The 25,865-nt window shown below is 69.6% G+C and carries 22 protein-coding genes; 6 read left to right on the top strand and 16 right to left on the bottom strand.

Annotated elements, in window-relative coordinates; all coding sequences use genetic code 11:
• Nucleotides 1–32 precede the first annotated feature (32 nt).
• Together PV396_RS27115 and PV396_RS27110 are read right to left on the bottom strand one after the other, a co-directional pair.
• Nucleotides 33–1,133, bottom strand: a complete 1,101-nt coding sequence (locus PV396_RS27115) for a citrate synthase 2 (protein WP_319208834.1) — start codon at nucleotides 1,131–1,133, stop codon at nucleotides 33–35.
• 334 nt (nucleotides 1,134–1,467) lie between these two features.
• On the bottom strand, nucleotides 1,468–2,688 hold the full coding sequence (locus tag PV396_RS27110) for a transposase (RefSeq protein ID WP_319208831.1): 1,221 nt from the start codon (nucleotides 2,686–2,688) through the stop codon (nucleotides 1,468–1,470).
• A gap of 28 nt (nucleotides 2,689–2,716) precedes the next feature.
• Here PV396_RS27110 and PV396_RS27105 point away from each other — a divergent pair, with 28 nt between their 5' ends.
• Both PV396_RS27105 and pdxH read left to right on the top strand, forming a co-directional pair.
• Entirely contained in the window at nucleotides 2,717–2,875 is a 159-nt protein-coding gene (locus tag PV396_RS27105) for an Arc family DNA-binding protein (RefSeq protein ID WP_319208829.1), read from the top strand.
• 126 nt (nucleotides 2,876–3,001) lie between these two features.
• Nucleotides 3,002–3,631 carry a pyridoxamine 5'-phosphate oxidase gene (gene pdxH / locus PV396_RS27100; RefSeq protein ID WP_416071495.1) on the top strand — a complete coding sequence of 210 codons (630 nt, stop codon included), beginning with the start codon at nucleotides 3,002–3,004 and terminating at the stop codon, nucleotides 3,629–3,631.
• A 24-nt stretch (nucleotides 3,632–3,655) separates the two neighbouring features.
• Here the strand turns inward: pdxH and PV396_RS27095 are convergent, their stop codons facing one another.
• The 9 genes from PV396_RS27095 to PV396_RS27055 all read right to left on the bottom strand — a co-directional run bounded on the left by PV396_RS27095 (nucleotide 3,656) and on the right by PV396_RS27055 (nucleotide 14,577).
• Nucleotides 3,656–4,279: a TetR/AcrR family transcriptional regulator gene (locus PV396_RS27095; protein ID WP_319209330.1), complete on the bottom strand. Its 624-nt coding sequence runs from the start codon at nucleotides 4,277–4,279 to the stop codon at nucleotides 3,656–3,658.
• Between the two features lie 11 nt (nucleotides 4,280–4,290).
• Nucleotides 4,291–5,028 (bottom strand): enoyl-CoA hydratase family protein, encoded by a 738-nt coding sequence (locus PV396_RS27090; RefSeq protein ID WP_319208825.1) that lies wholly within the window; start codon nucleotides 5,026–5,028, stop codon nucleotides 4,291–4,293.
• A gap of 25 nt (nucleotides 5,029–5,053) precedes the next feature.
• Nucleotides 5,054–6,643: a 4-coumarate--CoA ligase family protein gene (locus PV396_RS27085; RefSeq protein WP_319208822.1), complete on the bottom strand. Its 1,590-nt coding sequence runs from the start codon at nucleotides 6,641–6,643 to the stop codon at nucleotides 5,054–5,056.
• Nucleotides 6,644–6,698: 55 nt separating this feature from the next.
• The gene (locus tag PV396_RS27080) at nucleotides 6,699–7,859 is read right to left on the bottom strand and encodes an acyl-CoA dehydrogenase family protein (RefSeq protein WP_319208821.1); all 1,161 of its coding nucleotides are present in this window, start codon (nucleotides 7,857–7,859) and stop codon (nucleotides 6,699–6,701) included.
• 82 nt (nucleotides 7,860–7,941) lie between these two features.
• Nucleotides 7,942–9,837: an acetyl/propionyl/methylcrotonyl-CoA carboxylase subunit alpha gene (locus tag PV396_RS27075; protein ID WP_416071483.1), complete on the bottom strand. Its 1,896-nt coding sequence runs from the start codon at nucleotides 9,835–9,837 to the stop codon at nucleotides 7,942–7,944.
• Nucleotide 9,838: 1 nt separating this feature from the next.
• A complete protein-coding gene (locus tag PV396_RS27070) occupies nucleotides 9,839–11,443 on the bottom strand; it encodes an acyl-CoA carboxylase subunit beta (protein WP_319208817.1) in 1,605 nt (534 codons plus the stop codon).
• The gene (locus PV396_RS27065) at nucleotides 11,440–13,179 is read right to left on the bottom strand and encodes an acyclic terpene utilization AtuA family protein (RefSeq protein WP_319208816.1); all 1,740 of its coding nucleotides are present in this window, start codon (nucleotides 13,177–13,179) and stop codon (nucleotides 11,440–11,442) included. The genes PV396_RS27070 and PV396_RS27065 overlap by 4 nt, the downstream gene beginning before the upstream one ends.
• On the bottom strand, nucleotides 13,176–13,994 hold the full coding sequence (locus PV396_RS27060) for a TIGR03084 family metal-binding protein (protein WP_319208813.1): 819 nt from the start codon (nucleotides 13,992–13,994) through the stop codon (nucleotides 13,176–13,178). The genes PV396_RS27065 and PV396_RS27060 overlap by 4 nt, the downstream gene beginning before the upstream one ends.
• A 178-nt stretch (nucleotides 13,995–14,172) precedes the next feature.
• Nucleotides 14,173–14,577 carry a DUF4440 domain-containing protein gene (locus tag PV396_RS27055; RefSeq protein WP_319208811.1) on the bottom strand — a complete coding sequence of 135 codons (405 nt, stop codon included), beginning with the start codon at nucleotides 14,575–14,577 and terminating at the stop codon, nucleotides 14,173–14,175.
• A 191-nt stretch (nucleotides 14,578–14,768) separates the two neighbouring features.
• Here PV396_RS27055 and PV396_RS27050 point away from each other — a divergent pair, with 191 nt between their 5' ends.
• The gene (locus PV396_RS27050) at nucleotides 14,769–15,575 is read left to right on the top strand and encodes a class I SAM-dependent methyltransferase (RefSeq protein WP_319208809.1); all 807 of its coding nucleotides are present in this window, start codon (nucleotides 14,769–14,771) and stop codon (nucleotides 15,573–15,575) included.
• 66 nt (nucleotides 15,576–15,641) lie between these two features.
• Here PV396_RS27050 and PV396_RS27045 read toward each other — a convergent pair whose 3' ends face one another.
• The 3 genes from PV396_RS27045 to PV396_RS27035 form a co-directional block, all read right to left on the bottom strand.
• On the bottom strand, nucleotides 15,642–16,139 hold the full coding sequence (locus tag PV396_RS27045) for a hypothetical protein (RefSeq protein WP_319208807.1): 498 nt from the start codon (nucleotides 16,137–16,139) through the stop codon (nucleotides 15,642–15,644).
• Nucleotides 16,140–16,145: 6 nt separating this feature from the next.
• Nucleotides 16,146–16,685, bottom strand: coding sequence for a hypothetical protein (locus PV396_RS27040; RefSeq protein ID WP_319208806.1), 540 nt, complete (start codon nucleotides 16,683–16,685; stop codon nucleotides 16,146–16,148).
• A gap of 184 nt (nucleotides 16,686–16,869) precedes the next feature.
• Complete coding sequence (locus PV396_RS27035) at nucleotides 16,870–17,943, bottom strand: EamA family transporter (protein ID WP_319208804.1); 1,074 nt, start codon at nucleotides 17,941–17,943, stop codon at nucleotides 16,870–16,872.
• 226 nt (nucleotides 17,944–18,169) lie between these two features.
• Here PV396_RS27035 and PV396_RS27030 point away from each other — a divergent pair, with 226 nt between their 5' ends.
• From PV396_RS27030 to PV396_RS27020, 3 genes are all read left to right on the top strand, one after another.
• Nucleotides 18,170–18,478, top strand: coding sequence for a hypothetical protein (locus tag PV396_RS27030; RefSeq protein WP_319208802.1), 309 nt, complete (start codon nucleotides 18,170–18,172; stop codon nucleotides 18,476–18,478).
• A 61-nt stretch (nucleotides 18,479–18,539) separates the two neighbouring features.
• Nucleotides 18,540–18,851: a hypothetical protein gene (locus PV396_RS27025; protein WP_319208800.1), complete on the top strand. Its 312-nt coding sequence runs from the start codon at nucleotides 18,540–18,542 to the stop codon at nucleotides 18,849–18,851.
• A complete protein-coding gene (locus PV396_RS27020) occupies nucleotides 18,851–19,165 on the top strand; it encodes a hypothetical protein (RefSeq protein ID WP_319208799.1) in 315 nt (104 codons plus the stop codon). The genes PV396_RS27025 and PV396_RS27020 overlap by 1 nt, the downstream gene beginning before the upstream one ends.
• Before the next feature lie 35 nt (nucleotides 19,166–19,200).
• On the opposite strand, the gene PV396_RS27015 is transcribed toward PV396_RS27020, so the two are convergent.
• Both PV396_RS27015 and PV396_RS27010 read right to left on the bottom strand, forming a co-directional pair.
• The gene (locus PV396_RS27015; RefSeq protein WP_319208797.1) at nucleotides 19,201–19,485 is read right to left on the bottom strand and encodes a hypothetical protein; all 285 of its coding nucleotides are present in this window, start codon (nucleotides 19,483–19,485) and stop codon (nucleotides 19,201–19,203) included.
• 99 nt (nucleotides 19,486–19,584) lie between these two features.
• On the bottom strand, nucleotides 19,585–25,467 hold the full coding sequence (locus PV396_RS27010) for a DNRLRE domain-containing protein (protein WP_319208796.1): 5,883 nt from the start codon (nucleotides 25,465–25,467) through the stop codon (nucleotides 19,585–19,587).
• Between the last annotated feature and the right edge of the window lie 398 nt (nucleotides 25,468–25,865).

The following is a 25,865-nucleotide window of genomic DNA, read 5'->3' as shown; positions in this document are numbered from 1 at the left end:
GGGCCGTACCCGGTCGGGGCAGGCCGGTGGGCTCAGTGGGCGATGCCCTCGTAACCCTCGATCTCACGCGGGTTCCGGGTGCCCGGGCCGATGTAGCGGGCCGACGGGCGTACGAGCCTGCCGGTGCGCTTCTGTTCGAGGATGTGCGCCGACCAGCCGGCCGTGCGGGCGCACGTGAACATGGACGTGAACATGTGGGCCGGGACCTCCGCGAAGTCCAGGACGATCGCCGCCCAGAACTCGACGTTCGTCGCCAGGACCCGGTCCGGACGGCGGGCGTGCAGCTCCGCCAGGGCGGCCTTCTCCAGAGCCTCGGCGACCTCGAAGCGCGGAGCGCCCAGGTCACGGGCCGTACGGCGCAGCACGCGCGCGCGTGGGTCCTCGGCGCGGTAGACGCGGTGGCCGAAGCCCATCAGGCGCTCGCCCTTGTCCAGGGCCTGCTTGACGTAGGCGTCCGCGTCGCCCGTGCGTTCGATCTCCTCGATCATGCCGAGGACGCGGGAGGGAGCGCCTCCGTGGAGAGGGCCGGACATGGCCCCGACCGCCCCCGACAGCGCCGCCGCCACGTCCGCGCCCGTCGACGCGATCACCCGTGCCGTGAACGTGGACGCGTTCATGCCGTGCTCGGCCGCGCTCGTCCAGTACGCGTCCACCGCGGCCACGTGCTTCGGGTCCGGTTCGCCGCGCCAGCGGATCATGAAGCGTTCGACGACGGACTGCGCCTTGTCGATCTCGCGCTGCGGGACCATGGCGTTGCCCTGCCCGCGCGCCGACTGGGCGACGTACGACAGGGCCATGACGGCGGCGCGGGCGAGGTCGTCGCGGGCCGTCTGCTCGTCGATGTCGAGGAGCGGACGCAGGCCCCAGACCGGCGCCAGCATGGCGAGGGCCGACTGGACGTCCACCCGGATGTCGCCCGAGTGGACCGGGATCGGGAACGGCTCGGCGGGCGGCAGGCCGGGGTTGAACGCGCCGTCGACGAGCAGGCCCCAGACGTTGCCGAAGGAGACGTGGCCGACCAGGTCCTCGATGTCGACGCCCCGGTACCGGAGTGCGCCGCCCTCCTTGTCCGGTTCGGCGATCTCCGTCTCGAACGCGACTACTCCCTCAAGTCCGGGTACGAAGTCGGACATCAGGCGGCTCCTCTTGATGTGTGCGACAGGGGTACGGCCGTCCGGCCGCCAGTGCGCGAAATCCGTGTCCCGTCCGGTCCGGCCGGTCTGTTTCGGTGCGGTTCAGGTCGGTTCGGTTCCACGGCCATTCCCATCTGGCTCGCGGTCCGAAACGGTCACCTGGGTGATGCCCCGTTCGATCGGTCGTTCAACCGGACGACAACAGCACGATATCCCCGAGTGCCACCTTTGGGGAGCCCATGCGGCACTCAGTGCCACTCAGTGACGTCGCCGATCGATACGGCAAGATGACGGTTTGACATCCTCCCCCAGCTGAAGCAGGGGGATTCCTGGCTCATGCAGCCTGGCGGACCGGCGGTCCGTCAGGTCTTCCGCAATCAGCGCCAGCCGGGTTGAGACCAGCCCGGACGAGCATCACGCGGGCGGAGTTCTTGTCCCTGGGGGACACGGCTCCGCACGCGGTGCAGGCATATGTTCGTTCTGAGAGGGGGAGTGCGTGCTTGGTTCTCGCATCGCACTGTGCGCAGTCCATGGTGGTGTGGGCCGGGTGCACGAGGTGCACGATCCGGCCATGCTTGCGGGCCATCTCGGTCAACGCGGTCCTGGTCGCGCCGATCGCGGCGTCGGCGGCCTTGCGGGCCATCGTCGACTTCGCGAGGAACTTCGGTTTGAAGTCCTCGACGGCGAGCTGGTCGAAGTCACGCACGAGCGTCTTGGCCCACTTGCGGGCGGTGTCCTGGCGCTGCCGGGCGACCTTCTTATGGACCTTGGCCGCCGCGCGGGACGCCGTCCGGTAGCCCTTCGACGCGGCCTTGCCCCGCGCGGGTTTCCGCCTCGCCATCTGCTTCTGGTACCGGGTGAGTTTCTGCGCGGCCGTCTTCCCGTGCTGCGGGTGGGGCAGGTCGTGGTCGTCGCTGGTGGTGGTGGCGGTCTCGTTGACGCCCCAGTCGATACCGATCGACCGGCCGGTCTGCGGCAGCGCCTCGATGACCGTCTCGACGACGAACGAGGCGTACCAGTGGCCGAGGCTGTCGCGGTACACCCGGACCGATGTGGGATCGGCCGACAGGTCCCGGGACCAGACCACGGTCAGGCTGATGCCGCCCGCGAGATGGAGGCGGCCGTTCTTCAGCCGGAAGCCACGCCGCGTGTAGTTCATCGACGGCAGCGCATCGCGCTTGCGTTTGATGCGCGGCATCCCGGCGCGCTGCCGCATCGGCAGCCCGGCCTTGATGTCCTTCAGGGCTTTGGCGCGGGACTTGCCGAAGTCGCGGATGATCTGCTGCTGCGGTACCGAGGAGCCCTCACACAGCCATTTGGTGGCGGCACGGGCCTCGGTCAGCATCTTGTCGAGTTGTGCAGGACCGCACGTCACCTTGTCGACGGCGTCCCTGTTCAGGCCGTGGACCTTGCGGGACATGGCCACGCATTCGTTCCACACCCACCGGCACCGCGCCCACTCGGACTCCAGGCCGGTGCGGGCGGTCGACGACACGCGCAGCCGGTAGGTGTACCGGGCGGGCCCGGCTCCCTCGGCTTCTCGCACAGTCGACATGCCACCACTCTACCACTACGCTAGGGGCGTGAATGAAGAAACAAAGATCACTCTCAGGCTTCCCTCGGACCTCCATCAGTGGCTCACCGCTCAGGCCAGATCCGCCCGCAGGTCCCTCAACTCCGAGATCGTCTACCGCCTGGAGGTCGAACGCGACACCGCTGCGGCAGACACCGAATCGCCCTGACGGCGATTCGGCTTTCCCTGCCCCGCTCCGCAGGAGTCCGATTCCTCCCCGGCCTGAAAGCCGGGGAATCCTCGGAGGAACCAGGTGACCGACCGCCGCCCCGCCGTCCCCCTCGACCCCGCCGCCATGCGCAAGCAGTACCGCGCCGACGGCCTGACCGAGGGCGAGCTGGCCGACGGCCCCATGGAGCAGTTCGCGCGCTGGTTCCGGCAGGCCGCCACGGACGCCGGGCTCATCGAACCCAACGCCATGGTCCTCTCCACCGCCGACGCCGACGGCCGGCCCTCCTCCCGTACCGTGCTGCTGAAGCAGTTCGACGAGCAGGGCTTCGTCTTCTTCACCAACTACGGCTCCCGCAAGGGCAGCGACCTGGCCGCCAATCCGTACGTCTCGCTGCTGTTCCCCTGGCTGCCGCTGGCCCGCCAGGTCGTCGTCTCGGGGGTCGCGCGCCGTACGGGACGCGACGAGACGGCCGCCTACTTCCGTACCCGGCCGCACGGCTCCCAGCTCGGCGCGTGGGCCAGCGAGCAGTCCTCGGTGATCCTCTCCCGGGACGAACTCGACGCCTCCTACGCCGAGTTGGCCGCCCGCTATCCGGAGGGCGAGCAGGTGCCCGTGCCGCCGAACTGGGGCGGGTTCCGGGTGGCCCCGGAGACGGTCGAGTTCTGGCAGGGGCGCGAGAACCGGCTGCACGACCGGCTGCGGTACGTGGCGGAGGCGGACGGGAGCTGGCGCGTGGAGCGGCTCAGCCCCTGAACAGGGGGCACGGGGGCGAGGGGGTCAGTCCAGGGACTTGTCCAGCAGGGCCGCCCACTGTGCCACCACCCGGTCCCTCCGGCCCGCGTCGTCGGTGAGCAGGTTCGCCAGGCCCAGGCCCCGGGACATGTCCAGCAGGCCCTGGACCGTCTCCCGTACGCCCGGACGCGACTCGTCCGCGCCCAGCAGCTCTACGGCGATCCGGTGCGTCTCGCGGCCCACGTGGGCCTCCAGCTCGGTTACACGCGGGCGGAGTTGCTCCTCGTTGGAGGCGGCCACCCAGAGGTGGAGGGCGGCGCGGAAGAGGGGGCCCGTGTAGAGGTCGACCAGGGCGGCGACCACCGCGCGGCGGTCGCCGGCGCCCTCGGGGAAGAGGGCGCGCAGGGCGGTCGAGCGTTCCTCGGCGACGTACTCGACGGCGGCCGTGAACAGGTCCTCGCGGGTACGGAAGTGATGCTGGGCGGCGCCCCGGGAGACACCGGCGCGTTCGGCGACGACGGAGACCGTGGAGCCCGCCCAGCCGTGCTCGGCGAGACAGGCCACGGCGGCCTCCAGCAGACGCCGGCGGGTGGCACGGCTGCGGTCCTGCTTGGGCTCGCGCCGCTTGGTCTCCCGCCCCTCGGGTTCGCGTCGCTCGGGTTCGCCCATGGGCTCGTGTGTCACAACTTCCATGCCGGGTCCCGTCGTTCGAGGAAGGCCGTCATGCCCTCGCGGGCCTCGGTGGAGGCGAACAGTCGTGCCGACAGGGCCGTCAGCTCGGTGGTGTCCCGGTCGAAGACCTCCAGCACCTTGGCCGTGAGCAGCCGTTTCGTCTCCGCCAGGGCGCCCGGCGCCGCCCTGCGCAGCCCGTCGAGGACCGGCTCCAGGGCCGCGTCGACGTCGTCGGCCGCCTCGGTGAGCAGGCCGGTACGGACGGCCTCCACGGCGTCGAAACGGTCGCCGGTGAGGTAGTGGCGGGCGGCGGCACGCGGGTCGAGGCGGGGCAGCAGCGGCATGGAGATGACCGCGGGCGCCACTCCGATCCGTACCTCCGTGAAGGCGAACGACGTCTCCGGGCCGCCGATCGCCAGGTCGCACGCGCCCAGGAGGCCGAGGCCGCCCGCCCGTACATGCCCGGTGACCCGGGCGACGACCGGCTTCGGCAGCTCGAGGAGCTGCCGGAGCAGGGCGACGAGGGCCGCCGGGTCGGGCGGCTGCTTCAGGTCCGCGCCCGCGCAGAACGTGTTCCCGGTGTGGGTGAGGACGACCGCGCGTACGTCCGGGTCCTTGCCGCAGTCCGTGAGCGCGTCGGCCAGGTCCCGCACGAGGCGCGCGGACAGGGCGTTGCGGGTCGCGGGCGCGTCCAGGGTCAGCGTGGCGATGCCACGCGCGCGCGTGGCGGTCACTGTCCGTGTCACGGCATCTCCCGACTGGCGTTCTGCCTCAACCTGCGTTCTCCCTCAACCTGCGTCGCAGGATCTTGCCCGAGGCCGCCCTCGGTACGTCGTCGACGAAGGTGACGTGCCGGACGCGCTTGTAGGGAGCGACGCGCTCGGCCACGTACATCATGACCTCTCCTTCGGAGAGGTCGGAGCCGTCGGGATGGCCGGACGCCGACGGCTGGCGGACGACGAAGGCGTGCGGGACCTCGTTGTTGTCCTCGTTGTAGACGCCGATGACGGCGGCGTCGGCGATCCGGGGGTGGGTCAGGAGGAGGGCCTCGAGTTCGGCGGGGGCCACCTGGAAGCCCTTGTACTTGATGAGTTCCTTGACGCGGTCCACGACGAACAGCCAGCCGTCGGCGTCGACATGGCCGACGTCGCCGGTGTGCAGCCAGCCGTCCGCGTCGATCATCGCGGTCGTCGCCTCGGGGTTCCCCAGGTAGCCCTTCATCACCTGGGGGCCACGGATGACGATCTCGCCGGCCTCGCCGACGGCGGCGTCCTGGTCGGGGTCGTCGAGGGACAGGACGCGCATCTCGGTGCTCGGCAGCAGCCTGCCGACCGTGCCGGGCGGGGCGGTGCTCATGTCGTCCAGGGGGACGGCGTGCGTGCCCGGCGACAGTTCCGTCATGCCGTACGCCTGAGCGACCGGCGGCAGGCCGAGGCGGGCGGAACAGGCGGCGGCGAGGGTCGCGTCCAGCGGCGCGGCGGAGCTGAGGACGTACTGGAGGGACGACAGGTCGTACTGCTCGACGGCGGGGTGCTTGGCGAGGGCCAGGACGATCGGCGGGGCCACGAACAGACCGGTGATCTGGTGCTTCTCGATGGCGGCGAGGAACGTGTCGAGGTCGAAGCGGGGCAGGACGACCACGGTGGCGCCATGGCCCAGGGACAGGTTCATGAGAGCGGTCAAACCGTAGATGTGAAAAAACGGCAGTACCGCCAGGATGCGGTCGCCGGGGCCCATGCGCAGGACGGGCGCGAGCTGGGCGAGGTTGGTGGCGATGGAGCGGTGCGTGAGCATGACGCCCTTGGGGATCCCGGTCGTCCCGGAGGAGTACGGGAGTACCGCCACGTCCTCGGCCGGGTCGATGTCGATCTCCGGTTCGGGCGCGGTCGAGCCGATCATGTCGACGAGCGAGCGGTGCCCGGGCGCACTGTCGCAGACGAGGATCTCGCTTACCCCGCCCGCGAGTTCGGCCGCCGCGCGGGCCGTCTCCAGAAGCGGTGAGACGGTGACGATCCAACGGGCGGCGGAGTCGCGCAGCTGCTTGGCGAACTCCTCGGCGGTGGCGAGCGGATGCACGGTCGTGACGGAGGCACCCGCGCGCGTGGCCGCGTAGAAGGCGGTCGGGAAGGCGATCGTGTTCGGGCTGTGCAGGGCGAGGACATCACCCTTGCGCACGCCCGCCTCGGCGAGTCCGGCGGCTATCCGCCGGTGGAAGGTGTCCAGTTGGGCGTAGGTGAGGGTGGTGCCGTCGACGCCGTCGACAAGGGCGGGCTGGTCGCCGAACTCGGCGGCATTGCCCAACACGGCTTCGTGGATGGGGAGTTCGACGGGTTCGACGTCTGCGTACTCGCTGCGGAACATGGTTTCTCCTCGCGCAAAACCGTGCCGGTCGGGCTGTGCGGTCGGGCTGTGCCGTTCAGTACGACTTGGGCAGGCCCAGGGTCTGATGGGAGACGTAGTTGAGAATCATCTCCCGGCTCACCGGGGCGATACGAGCCACCCTGGCGACGGTTATCAGGGAGGCGAGGCCGAACTCCCGCGTGAGGCCGTTGCCGCCGAGGGTGTGCACGGCCTGGTCGACCGCCTTCACACAGGCCTCCCCCGCCGCGTACTTGGCCATGTTGGCCGCCTCGCCCGCGCCGATGTCGTCACCGGCGTCGTAGAGGGCGGCTGCCTTCTGCGTCATCAGGCGGGCGAGTTCGAGGTCGATGTGCGCCTGGGCGAGGGGATGCGCGACGGCCTGGTGGGCGCCGATGGGCGCCTTCCAGACGGTGCGCTCCTTCGCGTACCGGACGGCCGTGGCGAGCGCGTACCGCCCGATGCCGATGGCGAACGCGGCCGTCATGATGCGTTCCGGATTGAGCCCGGCGAAGAGCTGGAGCAGGCCGGCGTCCTCGTCGCCGACGAGCGCCTCGGCGGGCAGCCGTACGTCGTCGAGGGTCAGCTCGAACTGCTTCTCCGGGGACTCGATGTCCATGTCGATCCGGCGCCGCGAGAAGCCTTCGGCGTCGCGGGGGACGATGAACAGGCAGGGCTTGAGCTTGCCGGTACGCGAGTCCTCCGTACGGCCGACGATGAGGACCGCGTCCGCGATGTCGACGCCCGAGATGAAGACCTTGCGGCCGGTGAGCAACCAGTCGGGGCCGTCTTTACGTGCCGTTGTGGTGATGCGGTGGCTGTTGGAGCCGGCGTCGGGTTCGGTGATGCCGAAGGCCATGGTGCGGGTGCCGTCGGCGATTCCGGGGAGCCACTCCTGTTTCTGGGCGTCCGTGCCGAAGCGGGCGATGACGGTTCCGCAGATCGCCGGGGAGACGATGAGCATGAGGAGGGGGCAGCCTGCGGCGCCGAGCTCTTCGAGGACGATGCTGAGTTCGGCTATGCCGCCTCCGCCGCCGCCGTAGGTTTCGGGGATGTTGGCGCCCAGGTAGCCGAGTTTGGCGGCGTCTGCCCAGAGTTCGTCTGTGTGGCGGTTTTCCGCAGTGACCTTCGTCATGTATTCGCGGCCGTAGCGGGTGCCGAGGGCGGCTACTGCGGTGCGGAGGGCTTTGTGTTCCTCGGATTCGATCACGGGGGGCATTTCGGGGCTCCTAAGGGGAGGGGGGTTCCGTTGTGTGGTGAGTGCGGGCCCGTTGTGGCTGGTCGCGCAGTTCCCCGCGCCCCTAGGTCTGATCCACTACCGCCAGCAACATGCCGACCTCTACCTGTTGTCCAGGTGTGGCGTGCAGGGCTGTGAGCGTTCCTGTCGCGGGGGCCGTGATCTTGTGTTCCATCTTCATCGCCTCCAGCCACAGGAGGGGCTCTCCGGCCCGTACGGGGGATCCTGTGGTCAGGCCCTCCGCCAGTCTCACCACCGTGCCGGGCATGGGGGCCAGCAACGAGCCCGGAGCGTGTTGGGTGCTCGGGTCCGGGAAGCGGGGCAGGGCGGTGAGGGTCGTGTTGTTGACGTGGATCCGGTCGCCGTAGCGCGTCACCTCGAACTTCCTTCGTACGCCGGCCACTTCGAGTACGACGAGACGCGCGTCGGCGTGCACGACCTGGACCCCGTCCGCCGTCAGGCCCTCGCGGGTGTGGCGGTAGGTCGCCTCGTGTTCCTCGCCGTCCGCTGTCGCGTACCGCTTGACCTGCGGTTGTGCGGGCAGGTTGCGCCAACCGCCGAAGCGGGAACGGCCATGGGCGTCGGCGAGGGCGGCGGCCAGGGGGGCATGGGGGTCGGGGGCCGGGGTGGTGAGTTCGGGGAGATGGCGGTCGTAGAAGCCCGTGGTCATACGGGCCGTCGTGAACTCCTGGTGGCGCAGTGAGCGGACCAGGAGGTCGCGGTTGGTGGTCGGGCCGTGGATCGTCGCGCGTTCCAGGGCGCCCGCCAGTTTGCGGATCGCCTCCGCGCGCGTGGGGGCGTGTACGACGACCTTGGCGAGCATCGGGTCGTAGTGGACGGGGATCGTGTCGCCGTCGGCGTACCCGGTGTCCAGGCGGATGTCCGACGGCAGCCCCGGAACCTCCAGGCGGTGCAGGGTGCCGGTCTGCGGGGTCCAGTCCCGCGCCGGGTCCTCGGCGTACAGGCGGGCCTCTATCGCGTGGCCACGCGCGCGTGGGGAGCCGTTTTCGGGACCCCGGAGAGAACCGCCCTCGGCGACGCGTATCTGTAGGGCCACGAGGTCGATGCCGAAGACCGCCTCCGTGACCGGGTGTTCGACCTGGAGGCGGGTGTTCATCTCCAGGAAGTGGGCCCGGCCGTCCTCCCCGACGAGGAACTCGACCGTGCCGGCGCCCGTGTAGTCGACGGCACGGGCCGCCCGTACCGCCAGTTCGTGCAGTTCCGCGGTGAGCGCCTCGGGGATTCCGGGGGCCGGGGACTCCTCGATGACCTTCTGGTGGCGGCGCTGGAGGGAGCAGTCGCGGGTGCCGAGCGGCCACACCGTGCCGTGCGTGTCGGCAAGGATCTGCACCTCGATGTGCCGGCCGCCCTCGACGTACGGCTCGACGAACACCTCACCGTCGCCGAAGGCGCTGTGGGCCTCGGCGCGGGCCGCCTCCAACTCGCCGTCCAGGTCGGCGAGTCGGCGTACGACGCGCATACCCCGCCCGCCACCGCCCGCCGCCGCCTTGACCAGTACCGGCAGGTCGGCCTCGGTGACGCCGGTCAGCGGCTTGAGCCCCATCAGCTGCTTGGCGCGCGTCTTGGACGCCATCGCCTCGATCGCCGCCGGAGGGGGGCCGATCCACACGAGCCCCGCGTCGATGACGGCACGGGCGAAGTCGGCGTTCTCGGACAGGAAGCCGTACCCGGGGTGCACGGCGTCGGCGCCTGCCGCCAGCGCGGCCCGCACGATCAGATCGCCGCGCAGATACGTGTCCGCGGAGGCGGTCCCCGGCAGCCGTACCGCCGCGTCGGCCACGCGCGCGTGGAGGGCGTTCCCGTCGGCGTCCGAGTGGACGGCGACTGTCCGGATGCCCAGCTCACGGCAGGTGCGGAAGATCCGGCAGGCGATCTCGCCCCGGTTGGCGACGAGCACGGAGGTGATCGTCTGGATCAATGGCGCGGTCAAGGGAGGCACCTCACATTCGGAAGACGCCGAAGCCGCCGCGGGCGCCCTCGTAGGGGGCGGTGTGAATCGCGGAGAGGCACAGGCCGAGGACGGTCCGGGTGTCGCGCGGGTCGATGACGCCGTCGTCGTACAGCCGCCCGGAGAGGAACATGGGGAGCGATTCGGATTCGATCTGCTGCTCGACCATCGCGCGCAGGGCGGCGTCCGCGTCCTCGTCGTACGGCTGCCCCTTCGCCGTGGCGGACTGCCGGGCCACGATCGAGAGCACGCCCGCGAGCTGCTGCGGGCCCATCACCGCCGACTTGGCGCTGGGCCAGGCGAAGAGGAAGCGGGGGTCGTAGGCGCGCCCGCACATGCCGTAGTGCCCGGCGCCGTACGAGGCTCCCATGAGGACGGAGAGGTGCGGGACGCGGGAGTTGGAGACCGCGTTGATCATCATCGCGCCGTGCTTGATGATGCCGCCCTGCTCGTACTCCTTGCCGACCATGTAGCCGGTGGTGTTGTGGAGGAAGAGGAGCGGGATGTCACGCTGGTTGGCGAGCTGGATGAACTGGGCGGCCTTCTGCGACTCCTCGCTGAACAGGACGCCCTGGGCGTTGGCGAGGATGCCGACCGGATAGCCGTGCAGCGCGGCCCAGCCGGTGACGAGGCTGGTCCCGTAGAGGGGCTTGAACTCGTCGAAGTCGGAGGCGTCGACGATGCGGGCGACGACCTCGCGGGGGTCGAAGGGGGTGCGCAGGTCGCCGGGGACGATGCCGAGGAGTTCCTCCGGGTCGTACTTGGGCGGCTGGACCAAGGTGGGGGCCGGATCGGCGTACGCCTTGCGGTGGTTGAGGCGGGCGACGACCCGGCGGGCCTGGCGGAGGGCGTCGTGCTCGTCGAGGGCGAAGTAGTCGGCGAGGCCCGACACGCGCGCGTGCATCTCGGCGCCGCCCAGCGACTCGTCGTCGCTCTCCTCGCCGGTGGCCATCTTCACGAGGGGCGGCCCGCCGAGGAACACCTTGGCGCGCTCCTTGACCATGATCACGTGATCGGACATACCGGGGATGTACGCCCCACCGGCCGTGGAGTTCCCGAACACCACCGCCACCGTCGGGATCCCGGCGGCGGAGAGCCGCGTGAGGTCGCGGAAGACCACTCCCCCGGGGATGAAGATCTCCTTCTGCGACGGCAGATCCGCGCCGCCGGACTCGACGAGGCTGATCAGGGGCAGCCGGTTGGCGAGCGCGATGTCGTTGGCGCGCAGGGCCTTCTTGAGGCTCCAGGGATTGCTGGCGCCGCCGCGCACGGTCGGGTCGTTGGCGGTGATCAGGCACTCCACGCCCTCGACGACCCCGATCCCGGTGACGAGGGAGCCCCCGACCGCGTACTCGCTCCCCCAGGCCGCGAGCGGCGACAGCTCCAGGAAGGGCGTGTCGGGGTCGAGGAGCAGCTCGACGCGCTCACGGGCGAGGAGCTTGCCGCGGGCATGGTGGCGGGCGATGTACTTCTCCCCGCCGCCCGCGAGGGCCTTGGCATGCTCGGCGTCGAGGGCGGCGAGTTTGCCGAGCATGGACTCGCGGTTCGACAGGTGGTCCGCGTCGGCGGGGTCGAGCGCGGAGGTCAGGACCGTCACAGCAGTGCCTCCGGTATGTCGAGGTGCCGGGAGCGCAGCCATTCGCCGAGCGCCTTGGCCTGTGGATCGAAGCGGTGCTGCGCGGCGACACCCTCGCCGAGGATGCCGTCGACGGTGAAGTTGAGGGCGCGGAGATGCGGAAGGGTGTGGCGTACGACGTTCAACTCGGCTGTCTCCGGGAGCAGTTCGCGGAAGAGGGCGGTGGTGAGGGTGTGGGCGAGCCAGCGCCAGGCCTCGTCCGTGCGCACCCAGACACCGACATTGGCGTTGCCGCCCTTGTCCCCGCTGCGGGCCCCGGCGAGGAGACCGAGGGGGGCGCGGCGGGTCGGGCCGGGTGGCAGCGGCGGCGGTTCGGGCAGGGGTGGCTCCGGCAGGTCCTCCAGTACGCGGGTGTCGTGCGGTGGGGGTACGGGGATCCGGCGTCCGTCGTCGAGGACGGCCACGTGGGACACGGTGTCCTGGGGGACGTACTCCGCCTCGAAGACCCCGTAGGGGGCGCCCTTTCCGGGCGGCGCCAGGACATGGAACCCGGGGTAGCTGGCGAGGGCGAGTTCGACGGCGGCGCCGCTGAGGGCGCGGCCCACGGTGTTCTGGTCGGGATCGCGCACGACGAGCCGGAGGAGCGCGCTGGCGGTCTCCTCGGTGGGCGCGTCGGGACGGTCGGTGCGGGCGAGGGTCCAACTGACGTCGACTGGGCGGGACTTGGCGGAGTCGAGGGCGGACTCCAGCTGGTCCCGCACCAGCGCGGCCTTCGCCTCGATGTCGAGCCCGGTGAGGACGAAGGTGACCTCGTTGCGGAAACCGCCGAGCCGGTTGAGGCCCACCTTGAGGGTGGGCGGCGGCGCTTCCCCGCGTACGCCGTGGATACGTACCCGGTCGGGGCCCTCCTGGGTGAGGCGGACGGTGTCGAGGCGGGCGGTGACGTCGGGGCCCGCGTACCGGGCGCCCTGTGTCTCGTACAGGAGTTGGGCGGTGATCGTGCCGAGGTCGACGATGCCGCCGGTGCCGGGGTGCTTGGTGATGACGCTCGTGCCGTCGGGGTGGATCTCGGCGAGGGGGAAGCCCGGGTGGCGGAGAGCGCGGGGGTCCTCGCGGACGTGCTCGGCGAAGAAGGCGTAGTTGCCGCCGGTGGCCTGCGTACCGCACTCCAGCACATGCCCGGCGACGACAGCTCCGGCGAGCCGGTCGTGGTCCCCCGGCCCCCAGCCGAAGTGGGCGGCGGCCGGCCCGGCGACGAGGGCGGCGTCGGTGACCCGGCCGGTGACGACGACCTCCGCGCCCTCGCGCAGACACGCGGCTATACCGAAGGCGCCCAAGTAGGCGTGCGCGGCAAGGATGTTGGGGTGGTCGGCGGTGAGGTCGTCGCCCTCGACGTGGGCGACCCTGACCGGGATCCCGAGCCGCTCGGCGAGTTTTCTGACGTTGGCCGCGAGGCCCGCCGGGTTGAGGCCGCCGGCGTTGACGACGATCCGCACCCCGCGCTCATGGGCGAGCCCGAGGCACTCCTCCAACTGCCGCAGGAAGGTACGGGCGTATCCGGCCGACGGGTCCTTCGGGTCCTTGAGGCGGTCGCGGCCGAGGATGAGCATGGTCAGCTCGGCGAGGTAGTCGCCGGTGAGGACGTCGAGTTCGCCGCCGGTGAGCATCTCGCGCATGGCGTCGAAACGGTCGCCGTAGAAGCCTGAGGCGTTGCCGACGCGGAGGGGGGCCGGCCGGCCTTGCGTCGCGGACGTCATGGCGCGGTCCCGCCGGGTGCCCGTCCGTTCCCGGGCGGTCCCGCGAAGGCCTGGGCGATGTCGAGCCACTGGTCGGCGTCGGCGCCCTCGGCGCGCAGGGCGAGGTCGGTGCGGTGGGCGCGCTGGGTGACGAGGAGGCAGAAGTCGAGGGCGGGGCCGGTGACGCGGCCGACCGCGTGCTTCGGGTCATCCGGACCGTACGTCCACAACTCCCCCGCAGGTCCGACGAGTTCCACGCGGAACTCGTCGAACGGCGGGTTCATCCCGTGCACGCCGAACGCGAAGTCGCGGGTGCGGACACCGAGTCGGGCGATGTGCCGGAGGCGGGCGGTGGGAGCGATCCGGGGCACGCCCAGCGCGTCGGCCACGTCCAGACCGTGGGCCCAGGTCTCCATCAGCCGGGCGGTCGCCATGGAGGCGGCGGACATCGGCGGGCCGTACCAGGGGAAACGTGCCCCGGCGGGTGCCGCGCGCAGAGCGTCCGCCAGGGCCTCGCGCCCGGCCCGCCAGTCCGCGAGCAACCGCGCGGGCTGCTTCCCCGCCCACTCCTCGGCGCCGTTGTCCACGAAGTCCCCTGGCGCGGCCAGCGCGTTCTCCACCTCACGGTCGAAGGCGGCCCGGTCGGTCACGGCCAGCACGGAGGAGTGGTCGGTCCAGGCGAGGTGCGCGATCTGGTGGGCGACGGTCCAGGTGGGGGCGGGGGTGTCGAGGGCCCACTGCTCGGTGCTCAACTCGGCTACCAGGTCTTCGAGTTGAGCGCCTTCCTGACGCAAATCGTCGATGACGGCCCACGTGGCGGCCGAGGGGTCGGACACAGGCGGTTCCCTTCGGGTAGGGCTGGGTGCCGATGGAGCGTGATGCGGTCCGTTGTCGAGGATGGCAGCGACACCAGAAACAAGCAATCATGCTTGCATTAAATTGACGCAACCGCATCGGCTACGGAGTGATGCGCCATGCGTCGCGCTGACCTGGAGAGCCCACGGTGTCGGCGTCCTACTCGTCGTCCCAGGCCATCGAGCTCATCTTCCAGCCGACAGGCGTCAGGACGAACTGGGTGGTCTTGCGGCCGGCGCCCTCGAACCATTCGCCATCGAGAAAGCCCGACTTGCGGTATTCACTGAACCGGTGCGCGATCGATCCGAAGATCTCGGTCCGCTCAGCGACCTCCCACTCGGAGAACTCCGTCAGCGTCCCGTCGGTGAGGATTGCCTCCCGGGGCTCGACGAACGCGTCGAGGTCGTAGATCACAAGGTCACCTCCGACGTTCTTGATGATCATCCCCTGCGGAATGAACACCTCTCGGACAACCTCGACCTTCGGCCGACTGCCGCCGGTGTTGGTGAACGCACCGAGGAAGGTACTCATCAGCTCGTCGAGTTGGGCCTTGTCGTCGGACACGGATGCTCCTCCGGGCAAAAGTGGCTCGCTGCCACCCGAAGGATCACCCACCGGTGACCGCCAGGCATAGCGGCTGAAGAGGGCTCCGATGATGCGTCCCGCGGGCGCGACGCCGGCTGGCGCGAAGCCGGGGGCTGCCAACGGTAGAAATTCGGATGCGTCGCGATCGCAATCCGCAGTACGGTCCTGCGGTGACTGCCTCAAACGCCGAAACGGACCAGGCCCGAGCCACAGACGACCGCCACCGGGCGGGTGACGACGACGGCTACTTCGGGGAACCCGTGGCCGCAGAGTACGACGACCCCTCCTCCGAGATGTTCACGCCGGCCGCCATCGAACCGGCGGCCGATTTCCTGGCCGGACTGGCGGGCGAGGGGCGGGCCCTCGAACTCGGCGTCGGGACGGGACGTATCGCGTTGCCGTTGGCGCGGCGCGGGGTCGAGGTGCACGGGATCGACATGTCCCGGGCGATGGTGGCCCGGATGCGCGCCAAGGAGGGCGGGGACGCGATCGGGGTGACGATCGGGGACTTCTCGTCGACGCGGGCCGAGACGACCGACGGGGACTTCTCCGTCGCCTACCTCGTCTTCAATACGATCATGAACCTGACCTCACAGGACGCCCAGGTCGATTGCTTTCGCAATGTAGCGGCGCACCTGGCACCCGGCGGGACCTTCGTGATCGAGGTCGGGATTCCCGAGCTGCGCAGGCTGCCACCCGGCCAGAGCGTCGTGCCGTACCACACGAGCCCGACGCGCTGGGCCTTCGACGTGTACGACACGGCCACCCAGGCGACCAGCTCGAACTACGTCGAGGTGGTGGACGGGCGCGGGTCGTACCGGTCCATTCCGTTCCGGTACGTATGGCCGTCCGAGCTCGATCTGATGGCCCGGCTGGCGGGGATGCGGCTGCGCGAGCGGTGGGCGGGGTGGGGGCGGGAGCCGTTCACTGGCGAGAGCACAAAGCATGTGTCGGTGTGGGAGAAGCCGGCCGCCTGACCGAGCCGTTGAGCGCGGCTCGGCCGTCCGGGTCCCCTCGACCGTCGAACCCTTCGCGGCCGGCGGCTACTTGCGGCGGCGGCGCCGGGGAGTCTCGGCGAGTACGGCCGCCGGGATCCCCAACTCCACCAGTCGGTAGCGCAGTTCGTCCTCCTGCTGCCGGGTGACCGCCAGCCACAGCGAGGTGCCCGAGTCGTTGGCGCTGAAGACGGGTCGCCCTCCTTGCCGTGCCTCGGCGTGGATCGTGTGCGGGGCCAGGTCCAGCAGCACGCCGAACTGTTCGTCGTCGCTGACGTCGATGTCGATGGCCATCCCGGGGTCGTCGCGGCGTGAGCGTCTGCCGCCCGCCGGCGCCTCCTTCCCCAGGGTCAGCAGGCGCTCGTAGGACGGCAGCGTCTCCGGCGGCCAGGCGTCGTCGCTGTACGCGTCCACGTGGGCCGCGTCGATGCCGGAGCGCAGCACCCGCAGGGCCTCGCGGTGGACGCGGGCGATGTGTGCGCGGGTCAGGCCCTCGTGGAGCACGAGTTCACGCCCCCGACGGTCATCCGAGGTGCCCTCCGTCACGATGCCTCATCCCTCGTCGACCGACCTGGACAGTGCGTCGGCGATCATACGGGTGGCGAAGTCGGGGTCCTCGGTGATGCGGTTGATGTGTTCCGCGAGCAGGAACGCCGTGGCCTCCAGGGGAGTCATCTCCTCCTCGGTCCAGTCTCCGTACTGCTTGCGCCACAGGTTGGGGCTCAGACCGGTGCCCGCCGCGATGACCATGCCCGCCATCGTCGGGATCACCTCGGGACTGACGCTCTTGGGCATCATGCGCATCGTGGCGACGAGGGTGGGGACCACGTACTCGATGACGTCCTTCTCGTGGTCCTCGTGGGCCTTCCGCAGCCACGTCATGAACATGTAGATCAGCGTGCAGGCACCGTCCAGCAGGTCGTTGGCCCCCTTGGGGCCCAGCGACGCGGCGAACTGGTCGATCAGCTTGCGGTGTTCGGGATCGACGCCGGCCTTGCCGTCGTGAACGCTCTTGAGCTGGGAGTCGATCACCATGAGTGCTGCACCCACATCGCCGACGGGAGCGTACTGGGGATCGCAGGGCGATGACACAGGAGTCCTCCTCGGGCGGCTGCGATGCGCAGCGCGGCATGTACGTACAAGTAAAGGCCCGGGGGTGGCACGCACCGGCGGTTTGTCGCCTTTACGGCGACAGGCGGTCATTCCCGTTCACAGGTGGCCGATTCCCGATCACGACTACCGAGAGCGAACAGGTCGACGCCGGCGCGAGGCGCGCTCAGGCCTCCAACTCCAGTGGCTTCCGGGGCACTTGAGTCAGCTCAGGCGCCTCGTCGACACCTGCGGCCGGAACCTTCTTCCCGCTCACCTGGGTCCGTACCGCCCCCATGCTCGCCACGATGACCAGGGCGATCGCGAGGGACTCGGGGACGGAGAGAGCCTGGTCGAGGATCAGGAAGCCGGCGGTCGCGGCGACCGCGGGCTCCAGGCTCATCAGGACCGCGAACGTGGAGGCGGGCAGGCGTCGCAGGGCGAGAAGTTCCAGCGTGTACGGCAGGACGGAGGACAGTACGCCCACCGCCGCACCCAGGGCCACGGTGGTCGGGTCGAGCAGCTTCTCACCGGACTCGAAGACGCCCAACGGCAGGAACACCACCGCGGCGACCGCCATGGCGAGGGCCAGCCCGTCGGCCTGCGGGAACCGGCGTCCCGTACGGGAACTCAGGACGATGTACAGGGCCCACATGGCACCGGCGCCGAGGGCGAAGGCGACCCCTACGGGATCAAGGCTGTCGAAGCCGCCCCCGCCGAGCAGGAAGACCCCGGCGAGGGCGAGGCCGGCCCAGGCGAGATTGAGGGCGCGGCGGGAGGCGACGACGGACAGTACGAGCGGCCCGAGCACCTCGAGGGTGACGGCGGGGCCGAGCGGGATACGGCCGATGGCCTGGTAGAACAGCCCGTTCATGGCGGCCATGGTCACCCCGAAGAGGAGGACCACTCCCCAGTCGCCCCGGGAGTACCCGCGCACCTTGGGCCGGCACACCACCAGCATGATGACGGCGGCGGCCACCAGCCGGAGCGTCACGATCCCGAAGGCCCCGGCCCTCGGCAACAAGGTCACGGCAAGGGCCCCGCCGAACTGCACGGATATCCCGCCCGACAGCACGAGCCCCACGGCCCCGAGGGTCCCCCACCCCTTGCGCGCCCCTCGATGCCGCCCCCGAGAGCCCCCGGAGGCGGGAACGACCACAGCGGGCAGATTGACGGAGGGCAGCGCGGCGTCACCGGCCCCGGCCGGCACAACTGGTCCGGCCACGACGGCCCACGAGGGCAGACGCTCAGCACTGGGCATCTTCACAGGGCCTTCCCAGGATTTCCGCGCGATCTTCGTACAACGCGATGGACTCTCTCGTCCAGAGTAATGGACCAGAACGCACACGCGAACCGTCGCGCACCTGACCCGCCCGGGCTTGCGCTCCGGCGCCCAGGCGGGCGCTCGGCGGATTCAGCCGGGGCCGGCGCGAGGCACTGCCTCACACCCCGGTCCGACTCGGCCGCGCAAGGACACCGTCGCCCGCATGCGGCCCGACGCCCACCAGGGCATCCGCCTGCGCCGGCGCGACGACGAGGACCTGTACCTCACCACTGCGGCCCGCGCGGACGAACCTGTGCGAGTCCTTGACGCCACCACACGGGTCTTCGTCGCCATGACGAAGACCGACCCCCGGGCGACAAAGATGCTCACCCAGGCGCTCCCCGAGGCCTTCCCGTGGGTCCGCTTCCTGCCGAAAGCAGCAGTCGGCGAGTTCCTGGTCGAGTTCATTGAGACCACACGCGCAGCCGTCGACCTCGACCCGGTCGAGGCACCGAGGTCGCCCCCTGGGTGAGTCCGAAGAGGCCCTTCGCCATTCGGCGGACGCCTACCCCGTCGGCTTGGCGGGATGCTCAGTGACGAAGATTATCGGCCGCTCGGCCACCTGGGTGAGTCTTCTACTCACCCCACGTGGCACTCACCCCAGCACCCACCCACTCATCCTTCTCGCACCCACCGCACCACCCCTGGCCCGCCCCACACTTCCCGCCCGCCGCAGCCCCTACAGCCTGGACGCCGACACCCCTATCGACGGCACCGCCACCAGGTCCGTACGCCCCTACCTCGCCGCCCATGAACAACGCTTGCGGCAGCGGGAGTCGGCCATGGCCGCCCGGGGCCTGGACATGTCCGGCCCCTACTGGGCCCGCGGGCTGGAGGCCGCCTGATGGAACCGGAACCGACGTCGGCAGAGTCCCCTGAACTGCTGTGCCAGCCACGCCTGTTGCCCTGGTCAGGTCACGGAGGCAAGCCGTGCTACCTCATCACCGACGACCAGGGCGGCCCCGTCTCCCGTCTGGCCGACGCGACGGAGTCCATTCAACTCGGTATGGGCAGGAAATTGCTCACCCACGCCCGCGAACTGCTCCCGGACACCCCACGCGGCGAACTCCGTTTCCTGGCCGAGCGGTTGACCGAGGCTCTCCGCGATGCCCTTCGGATTGCCGAGAGCCGGGGGCAGCGGTTGAACCGGCTGAACTGAGCGCAGGGCCACCAACCTGATCCGCATCGGGCTGCTCAGCGACGTGCCGCTACGCGCAGGAAGAAGTACACGCTGAGGAGCACAAGCACCATGCTCGGCGGCAGCAGTATCGAGTTCCAGAGCATCCGATGGGTCGAGGGAAAACCGGATAGCGCCCCGATGCCGATTCCGGTGCTCAGGAGCAGAAGGGGCAGTGCCGTTCGCTGCGGGCGATCCTTCCAGGGGCCGACTCGCGCGAGGGCGAGCACGTTGATGACAATGCCGGCCGCGGCGACAGCGAACAGGAAGATACGGCTCGCGTCGAGTCCATGGCTGGTCATATCGGGAATCCTCATCTCGATCAGAATCGGGGATTGTTGTCGGTGACGCCGCGAGGCCGGGGGTGGGAAGGGTTTTCCCACCCCCGGGTACCGATCAAATTACTGGTGCGCCATCCAGCCCCAGTACGGGACCCAGTGACGGACCCACTTCCAGTGCCTGACGCTGAACTGCCAGTGCGCGAAGAAGTCGACTTCCAGATAGATGCCGCGGTTGTGGCCGTTGGTGTCGATCCACTGAACCGTTCCCTCGCTCATCCACAAGAAGGCGGAAATCAAGCCGATGACTATCGCCGCGGCTTCTCCTCCCGCAGCCCCGACGGCGATGGCGAGACCCGTGGTCACCGACGCGCCCCAGTTGAGCGCCGAGATGAGCTGCTGGGTGCGGTATTCGCTCAGGTAGAGCCGACAGTACTTCCACATGGTGCCGTGCCGGCAGTACGACCCGGTCCTGGTGCCGTCCAGGTCGAAGGCCGTGACGGGATTCTGATTGACGTAGTCGTAGGCGGTGGCGGATCCCTGGAAGACCGGGTCGGTCTGGAGGAAACGGCCGAGTGACGGGTTGTACAGGCGAGCGCCCATGAGCAGGTCCCCGGAGGGAGTCTCGCTGGAGCGCTGCTTGCCGCCCAGCCAGCCATAGCGCGACGTGCTTGTGCCGGCGAGCGGTGTGCCGTACTCGTCGGCCGCCATCACAAGGACCGGAGTGGCGCTGTCGTTGATGGGAAGCTCGATGTTGACGTCACCGTGCAGGTTGGTGAGCTGCAGCAGGACGTCGCCGTTCGCCGAAGAGTAGATGGCGCTGAGGTCTCCTGTGATGTCGCTGACGTTGCGCGTGTACGCGCTCGGGCTTTCGCTGGTCCAGGAAGGCGAGTCCGAGGTGCCGTCGTAGTGATTGGTACGGACTGCGGTCTGGACCCAGCTTCCGGACGTGTTGGTTGCCGACGTGGAGGACCGGCTCCGGCCCAGAGGGTCCAACTGCCAGGTGACGCGGCTGGTGCCGGAGGTCTGCTGATAGGCCAGGTCGTTGGCGTAGTACGCGGTCGTCGTCCCACTGGGCTCAGCGGTCGTGCGGCCAAGGGCGTCGTAGGTGTAGCCGCTGTCGACCAGACGGTCGGCGCTGTCGTAACTGTGACTGACCGTGGTGCCGCCGCTGGTGGGGCAGGCCGCGTTGGCAGCGCCGACGGCCGTGGTCAGACCCGTGCGGTTGAAGTCCTTGTCGAACGCGTAGTGCCGTGTGGTGCAGGTACTGGTGGCGCCAGTGGTGGCGCTGGTGGTGAGGACGGTCTGGCTGACGTCCGCGAGACGACTCGCGGCGTCGTAGGCGTACATGTCGTTGACGCCGAGACCTCCGACGGTGGACTGGGCCCGGCTGATCTCCAGTCCGGTCCCGGAGTATCCCGCCTGGTCGGAAAGCAGCACGTTCCCGTTCGCGTCGGTGTAGACCCGGGAGGTGACCTGTCCGGTCTCGTCCGTGGTGATCTTCAGCGTGATCGATCCCGGCAGAGACTCCGTACTCACGTTGCCGTCGGCGTCATAGGTGGCGCTGAAGGCACCGGCATTGGAGTCGGTCTGCGTCGTCGGCACACCGCGCGGGTCCTTACTGGTGTCGTAGGTGTAGGTGGTGGTCGACGGCGCCGTGTCGCTGGTCTGCGTGGGTCGGTCCAGGGCGTCGTACTGAACGGTGGCGGTGTTCCCGTCCGCGTCGGTCGACGACATCCCACGGCCGAGTTGGTCGTAACTCCAGGTGGTCGCGGCACCGTCAGGGGTGGAGACCTGGGCCTGTTGCCCGTTGCTCGAGTTGTATGTCGTGGTCGTCGTCTGCACAGCCTGGCCGACACCGCCGGAGACCGCGACCGTGCTCACGCGACCTGCCGCGTCGTAGGTGGTTGTGGTGGTGCGGGTGACTCCGTTCGCGGTCTGGGCCACCGTACTCGGCAAGCCGTACAGGTTGTACGTGGTCGTCGTGGTGACCCGCTGGCTCGGGTTGGTTCCACCACCGGTGATGGCTCCGGCGGGGGCGGTCTGGCAGACCATGCCGGTCCACTCGGGGTGGCCTCCGCAGGGACTGCTTCCGGTAGCGGTGTAGTAGGTGGTCGTCGTGGTGCCCGCGTCGGAGCCGACGGAGGTGGGCTGGGAGTCGGAGATCACGTCGCCGGCGGCGTTGTACGCCGTCGCGTTGGTGATCGTGAGGCCTGCCGGGTCGACTGTTGTCCTGGTCGCCTCTCCCAGCGTCCAGTCGTAGGTGGTCTTGGTGGTGCGTGTGTCGGCGTCCGTGGCGTAGCCCGCAACGGTGCTGCCGGTGACGGCGGTGGTCACCAGACCTGACGCGTTCGCGGAGCCGTCGGTGGGACGGCCTTCGTCGTAGGTGTTGTGGGTGTGTGTCCGAGCGGCGACGACAGATCCGGCCGCACGGGCGGCGCTGGTACCCGAGGCGGCCAACGCGTGCTCCAGAGTGACCTCGTGCAGCGGACCGTAGGTATCGGTCAGGAGCTGACCGCTGCTGTCGAGAACGTTCACCGTGGACAGCAGGTTGGCACGCTGCGCGGTGGTCATCGCCGCCAGTCCGAGCACATTGAGCTCGGTGTTGGTGCTCGAGGCCAGGGCGAGTTCGCGGTTGGCAGCGCTCAGCTGGCGAGCGGGGTTCCCAACAGCGTCATAGTCGGTGGTGGTGATGTGCCCACCGGGGGAGGCGGTGTTGGACTCGCGCCCGTTGACATCGAGGTAGTGGATCTCGGCACGGGTGTAGGAGCTGGAGGTGAGGTTCCCGGCACCGGTGTTGGAGGCAGGAACCTGGTCAGGGGGGAAGATCGCCGTGGCGTCGGTCGGCGCATCGGCCTGGGCCAAGGAGGCCACGTCCGAGGCGCCCATCGCGTAGGGGCCGCCCGCCGAGGTGGTGAGGGGTACGTCGTAGACGACCGTGGTGCTTGCCGTGCCGTTGGTGGACGACGCGGAGCCCGGGGCGAGGGTCGGGCGGGAGACGCTCAGCAGGCGGCCCGCGTTGGTGTCACCGTTGGTACCCGCGGCGCCGTAGGTGAACGTCCAGGGGAGCTGGCCCGGAGGCGTGAGGGTGGCCACCCGGCCGGCCGAGGTGTAGCTGTACGCGGTCACGAGGTTCGGCGTGATCTGCGGGTTCCACACCTGGCGGAGGGCACCGGTGGAGTCGTACGCGTACTGGGCGACGGTCTTGGATGTCTCCGTGCCCGTGGACGGGTCGGTGGCCCACATGACGATGGTGTTGACCTGGCCGGCGTAGTCGCCGAACGTACCGCTGGTCGTGCCCGTCGCGGTGGTCGCGGCGGCGTAGCCCAATTGCAGGACCCGGCAACCCGCTGCGGGCGTTGTCGGGGTGAGGCATGACGCGTTGAGGTCGGAGATCGCGGCCGTGGGCGCGGCCATCCGGGCCAGACGCATAGAGGTGGTGCCGCCGCTGGTCACGGAATCGAAGCGGTAGCGGACCGTGGTGCCGCTGCCCGCCGGGCTGGTCGAAGCGACAGCCCACACACCCGCCGTGGTGGAGGACTTGGCGAAGACCGTTGCCGTTCCCGAGGTGTCGGTCAGCGTGTAGGTGTCCGCGGAGCTGCTGTAGCTGAGTGTGTACGCCTCAGCGCCGGGCTCCGGAGTCCAGGACCCGTTGCTGTTCTTGGTGAACGAGACCTGCGAGCCGGCTGAGCCGACGAGTTCGACGGCAGTGGAGGTTACCGGACGGATCTCGGTGTAGTCCGTCATCGCCGTCGCGGAAGCGCCCGCCAGTTGCCAGCCGGGACCGAAGGGAGCGGTCTGACCAGCAGGCGGGGTCCCCTGGGGGGTGCGGGAATCGAGTGTCTCCCCGACCGACATTCCGAAGACGGAGGTTTCCGGTCCGGACAGGGTGTAGTTGCCGGTTGAGAGGTTGAGCGTGCCCGGTCCGACCGAGGCACCAGCGGTCTGGGTGGCCGCGCGGTCCAGGGTGACGGTCACGGCGGAGGTGTCGTGGCTCGCCGAGGAAGTGTCTGTGAACTCGGCACGGACCTGAGCCGACCCGTCATCGCCCAAGGTGTCCGAAACGTCCCAGACAAGGGGGGAAGGGGCACCGTTCGTGACGACCACCGGCCAACCGCTCACAGCGGTGCCGCCGGAGGTCACGTCGGCGACCGGGATGGTGGTCCAGTTGTCCGTCGCGGATCGCCGGTACTGGTACGTCACCGACTGCCAGGTCGATGACGCTGCGGCGGCGGTCAACGTGACGCGCCGGGCGGTCCTGCTGCCGTCGGCGGGCGAGGTGACAGCGCCGTTACCCGCGTTGAAGCCGTAGACCGTTGATGCGGACAGGTTGCCGGCATTGTCGCGGGTGGAAACGGTCAGGGTGTGCGGACCGTCGGTGGGCGGGGTGACGCTGACGCTCACAGCGCTGCCAGTGGTCGCGACGGAGTTCTGGGACCCGGAGTCGAGCTGCCAGACGACGCCGGAGGTGTCCGTGCCCCCGGAGGGCGGGGTGATGGTGAATGCACCGCTCTGTCCGGCGCCCTTGCCCCAACCGCCGGAGGGGTAGTCCGTCGAGGCGATCGTCGGAGCCCCGGGCTTGGTGGTGTCGACCGTGAAGACCAGCCCGTTCGGGACGGTCTGACGCGACCACAGGGAGCCGTCATACCCATAGGGCCACGCCGTGTAGGTGTGACCGTTCACCAGTGTTCCGGCCGGGACGGAAGCGCTGGAGACACCGCCGGAGGCAGTCCAGCTGCCGTTGAGGTTGGAGATGATTTTGGTGTTGGCGCCGCTGGTGGTGTCGTAGACGTTCCACTGGGCCATCACATTGCCGCCGTCGGCATCGGTGACCGTGGACTGCAACTGCGGTGTGGTGGTGTTGGAGTAGAGCGTCGTCGTGGACGCGGAGGTCGCGGAGACACCCGGCGCGACGGTTGGCGACGAGGCCATCGGATACGAGTTGTACGTAACCGACAGATACGGCACATCGCTGGAGGCGTTGGCCGAGTAGAACCGCTTCCAGCCGCTGGAGTCGGTCTCGTCGGTGGCCCGAAGTCCGATGCTGGCGTAGTTGTAGCCGTGGTCACCGGCGTACTGCAGGAACGTGGACGGGTCGATCGACACCCAGCCTGCGGGCTTGGAGCCGCCGCAGTTGGACGGGTATCCGGCGGTCGCGCTGGTGGTGGCGTACTTCGTGGTCCACGACGGCTGATTGGACCAGACGGTGCCGGTGTCCGCAGCACCGGTCTGCCACAGTTCCCAGGGCTTCTGGACGCAGTCGCCGGCCCAGTACTCGTACAGGTTCAGCGAGGAGGACAGGATCTGGGTGTTCTGCAGTTGGGGGACCGGGAACTGGAGGAACGAGCGCGCCACATCGGTGCCGGCGTCGTAGGTGCCCAGCTTCAGGTCCGTGGAGGTGTACTCCGCCGTGGAGTCCGTGTTCTCCACAAACGTGTCCAGCACGCTGGACAGACTCGTGGAAGGGTCCACCGTGACCGGGTACCGCGTGCCGGGGTCTGCCAGGAACCTCGCGTCCGGGGTCAGGGTGAGATTCACCGTGTCTCCGGCCTGGGACATGGTCATTCTGACCGGCGCCCGGTGCGGGTGCTCAAGGGACTTGGCGTCGACCCGCGCATCCCACATCACCGGCGCGGGTATGGTGCCGGCGTCCTTACCGTGGGAATCGGTGAAGGTGATCGAGCCGTCCTTGTGCTGCTTGGCCGTCAGCCCCTTCGCGGAAACGGGCACGGTCACCGTGTAGCCGGCTTTGGGTCGCGACTTGAGGATCACGTTCTCCTCGAAGCCGGTCCGCGTCGCCTGCACGGTCACATCCGCGCCCGGCGCAACGTTCGCGTAGGTGGCGGTGGCGCCCCTGACGGACGGTTTGGGAAGCGTCCCCTTCCACCCGACCGCGACGCGGTGCTCGCCCGCGCCGACGTCAGCAAGCACGGCGTTCCTGCCGCCGGGCGCGAGAACCAGACCATTTGGCTGGGCCTTGGGCGTGACAGAACCTTCCGCGTTCATGCGCAGGGTCGTATCGACATCAACCCACTGCCCGGCTCGCTTGAAGCGGATCGGCGCGGCATACGACCAGGTGGTCAAGGAGCCGTTCGGATTTGCCCAAGTCGTGGTCCTGGCCGTGCGTTGGCCAAGGATTTCGACCTTGCGTTTACGCAATCGGGCTGTAGCGAGTGCCGACGCCGCGTCAGGAGCCGAGAGTGGTCCGGTAGAGGTGGAGCTGGACTTCGCCGCCGAGCTGGTCCGCTCCTTGTGAGCGGGGGCTGCGAAGGCCTGCCCAGTAGTGGAAAGCGTTACCGCCGCTTCGGTGACAAGCAACAGCGCCAGCACCGTTGCTGTTGTTGCCCGTCGAGGTGAACCTGACTTGGATCTGCTGTTGGGTCTTCTTCGGAAGTGGTCTGCGC

Source organism: Streptomyces sp. ME02-8801-2C (assembly GCF_033793965.1).
Taxonomy (GTDB): domain Bacteria; phylum Actinomycetota; class Actinomycetes; order Streptomycetales; family Streptomycetaceae; genus Streptomyces.
Note: the sequence above shows the minus strand (reverse complement) of the source record. Positions and strands in the feature narration are given on the sequence as shown.

Coding starts and splice junctions, on each gene's coding strand:
- PV396_RS27115 (WP_319208834.1), bottom strand. CDS start 1,133: ATGTCCGACTTCGTACCCGGACTTGAGGGAGTAGTCGCGTTCGAGACG.
- PV396_RS27110 (WP_319208831.1), bottom strand. CDS start 2,688: ATGTCGACTGTGCGAGAAGCCGAGGGAGCCGGGCCCGCCCGGTACACC.
- pdxH (WP_416071495.1), top strand. CDS start 3,002: ATGCGCAAGCAGTACCGCGCCGACGGCCTGACCGAGGGCGAGCTGGCC.
- PV396_RS27095 (WP_319209330.1), bottom strand. CDS start 4,279: ATGGGCGAACCCGAGCGACGCGAACCCGAGGGGCGGGAGACCAAGCGG.
- PV396_RS27085 (WP_319208822.1), bottom strand. CDS start 6,643: ATGTTCCGCAGCGAGTACGCAGACGTCGAACCCGTCGAACTCCCCATC.
- PV396_RS27080 (WP_319208821.1), bottom strand. CDS start 7,859: ATGCCCCCCGTGATCGAATCCGAGGAACACAAAGCCCTCCGCACCGCA.
- PV396_RS27065 (WP_319208816.1), bottom strand. CDS start 13,179: ATGACGTCCGCGACGCAAGGCCGGCCGGCCCCCCTCCGCGTCGGCAAC.
- PV396_RS27035 (WP_319208804.1), bottom strand. CDS start 17,943: ATGCCCAGTGCTGAGCGTCTGCCCTCGTGGGCCGTCGTGGCCGGACCA.
- PV396_RS27030 (WP_319208802.1), top strand. CDS start 18,170: ATGCGGCCCGACGCCCACCAGGGCATCCGCCTGCGCCGGCGCGACGAC.
- PV396_RS27020 (WP_319208799.1), top strand. CDS start 18,851: ATGGAACCGGAACCGACGTCGGCAGAGTCCCCTGAACTGCTGTGCCAG.
- PV396_RS27015 (WP_319208797.1), bottom strand. CDS start 19,485: ATGACCAGCCATGGACTCGACGCGAGCCGTATCTTCCTGTTCGCTGTC.
- PV396_RS27010 (WP_319208796.1), bottom strand. CDS start 25,467: ATGAACGCGGAAGGTTCTGTCACGCCCAAGGCCCAGCCAAATGGTCTG.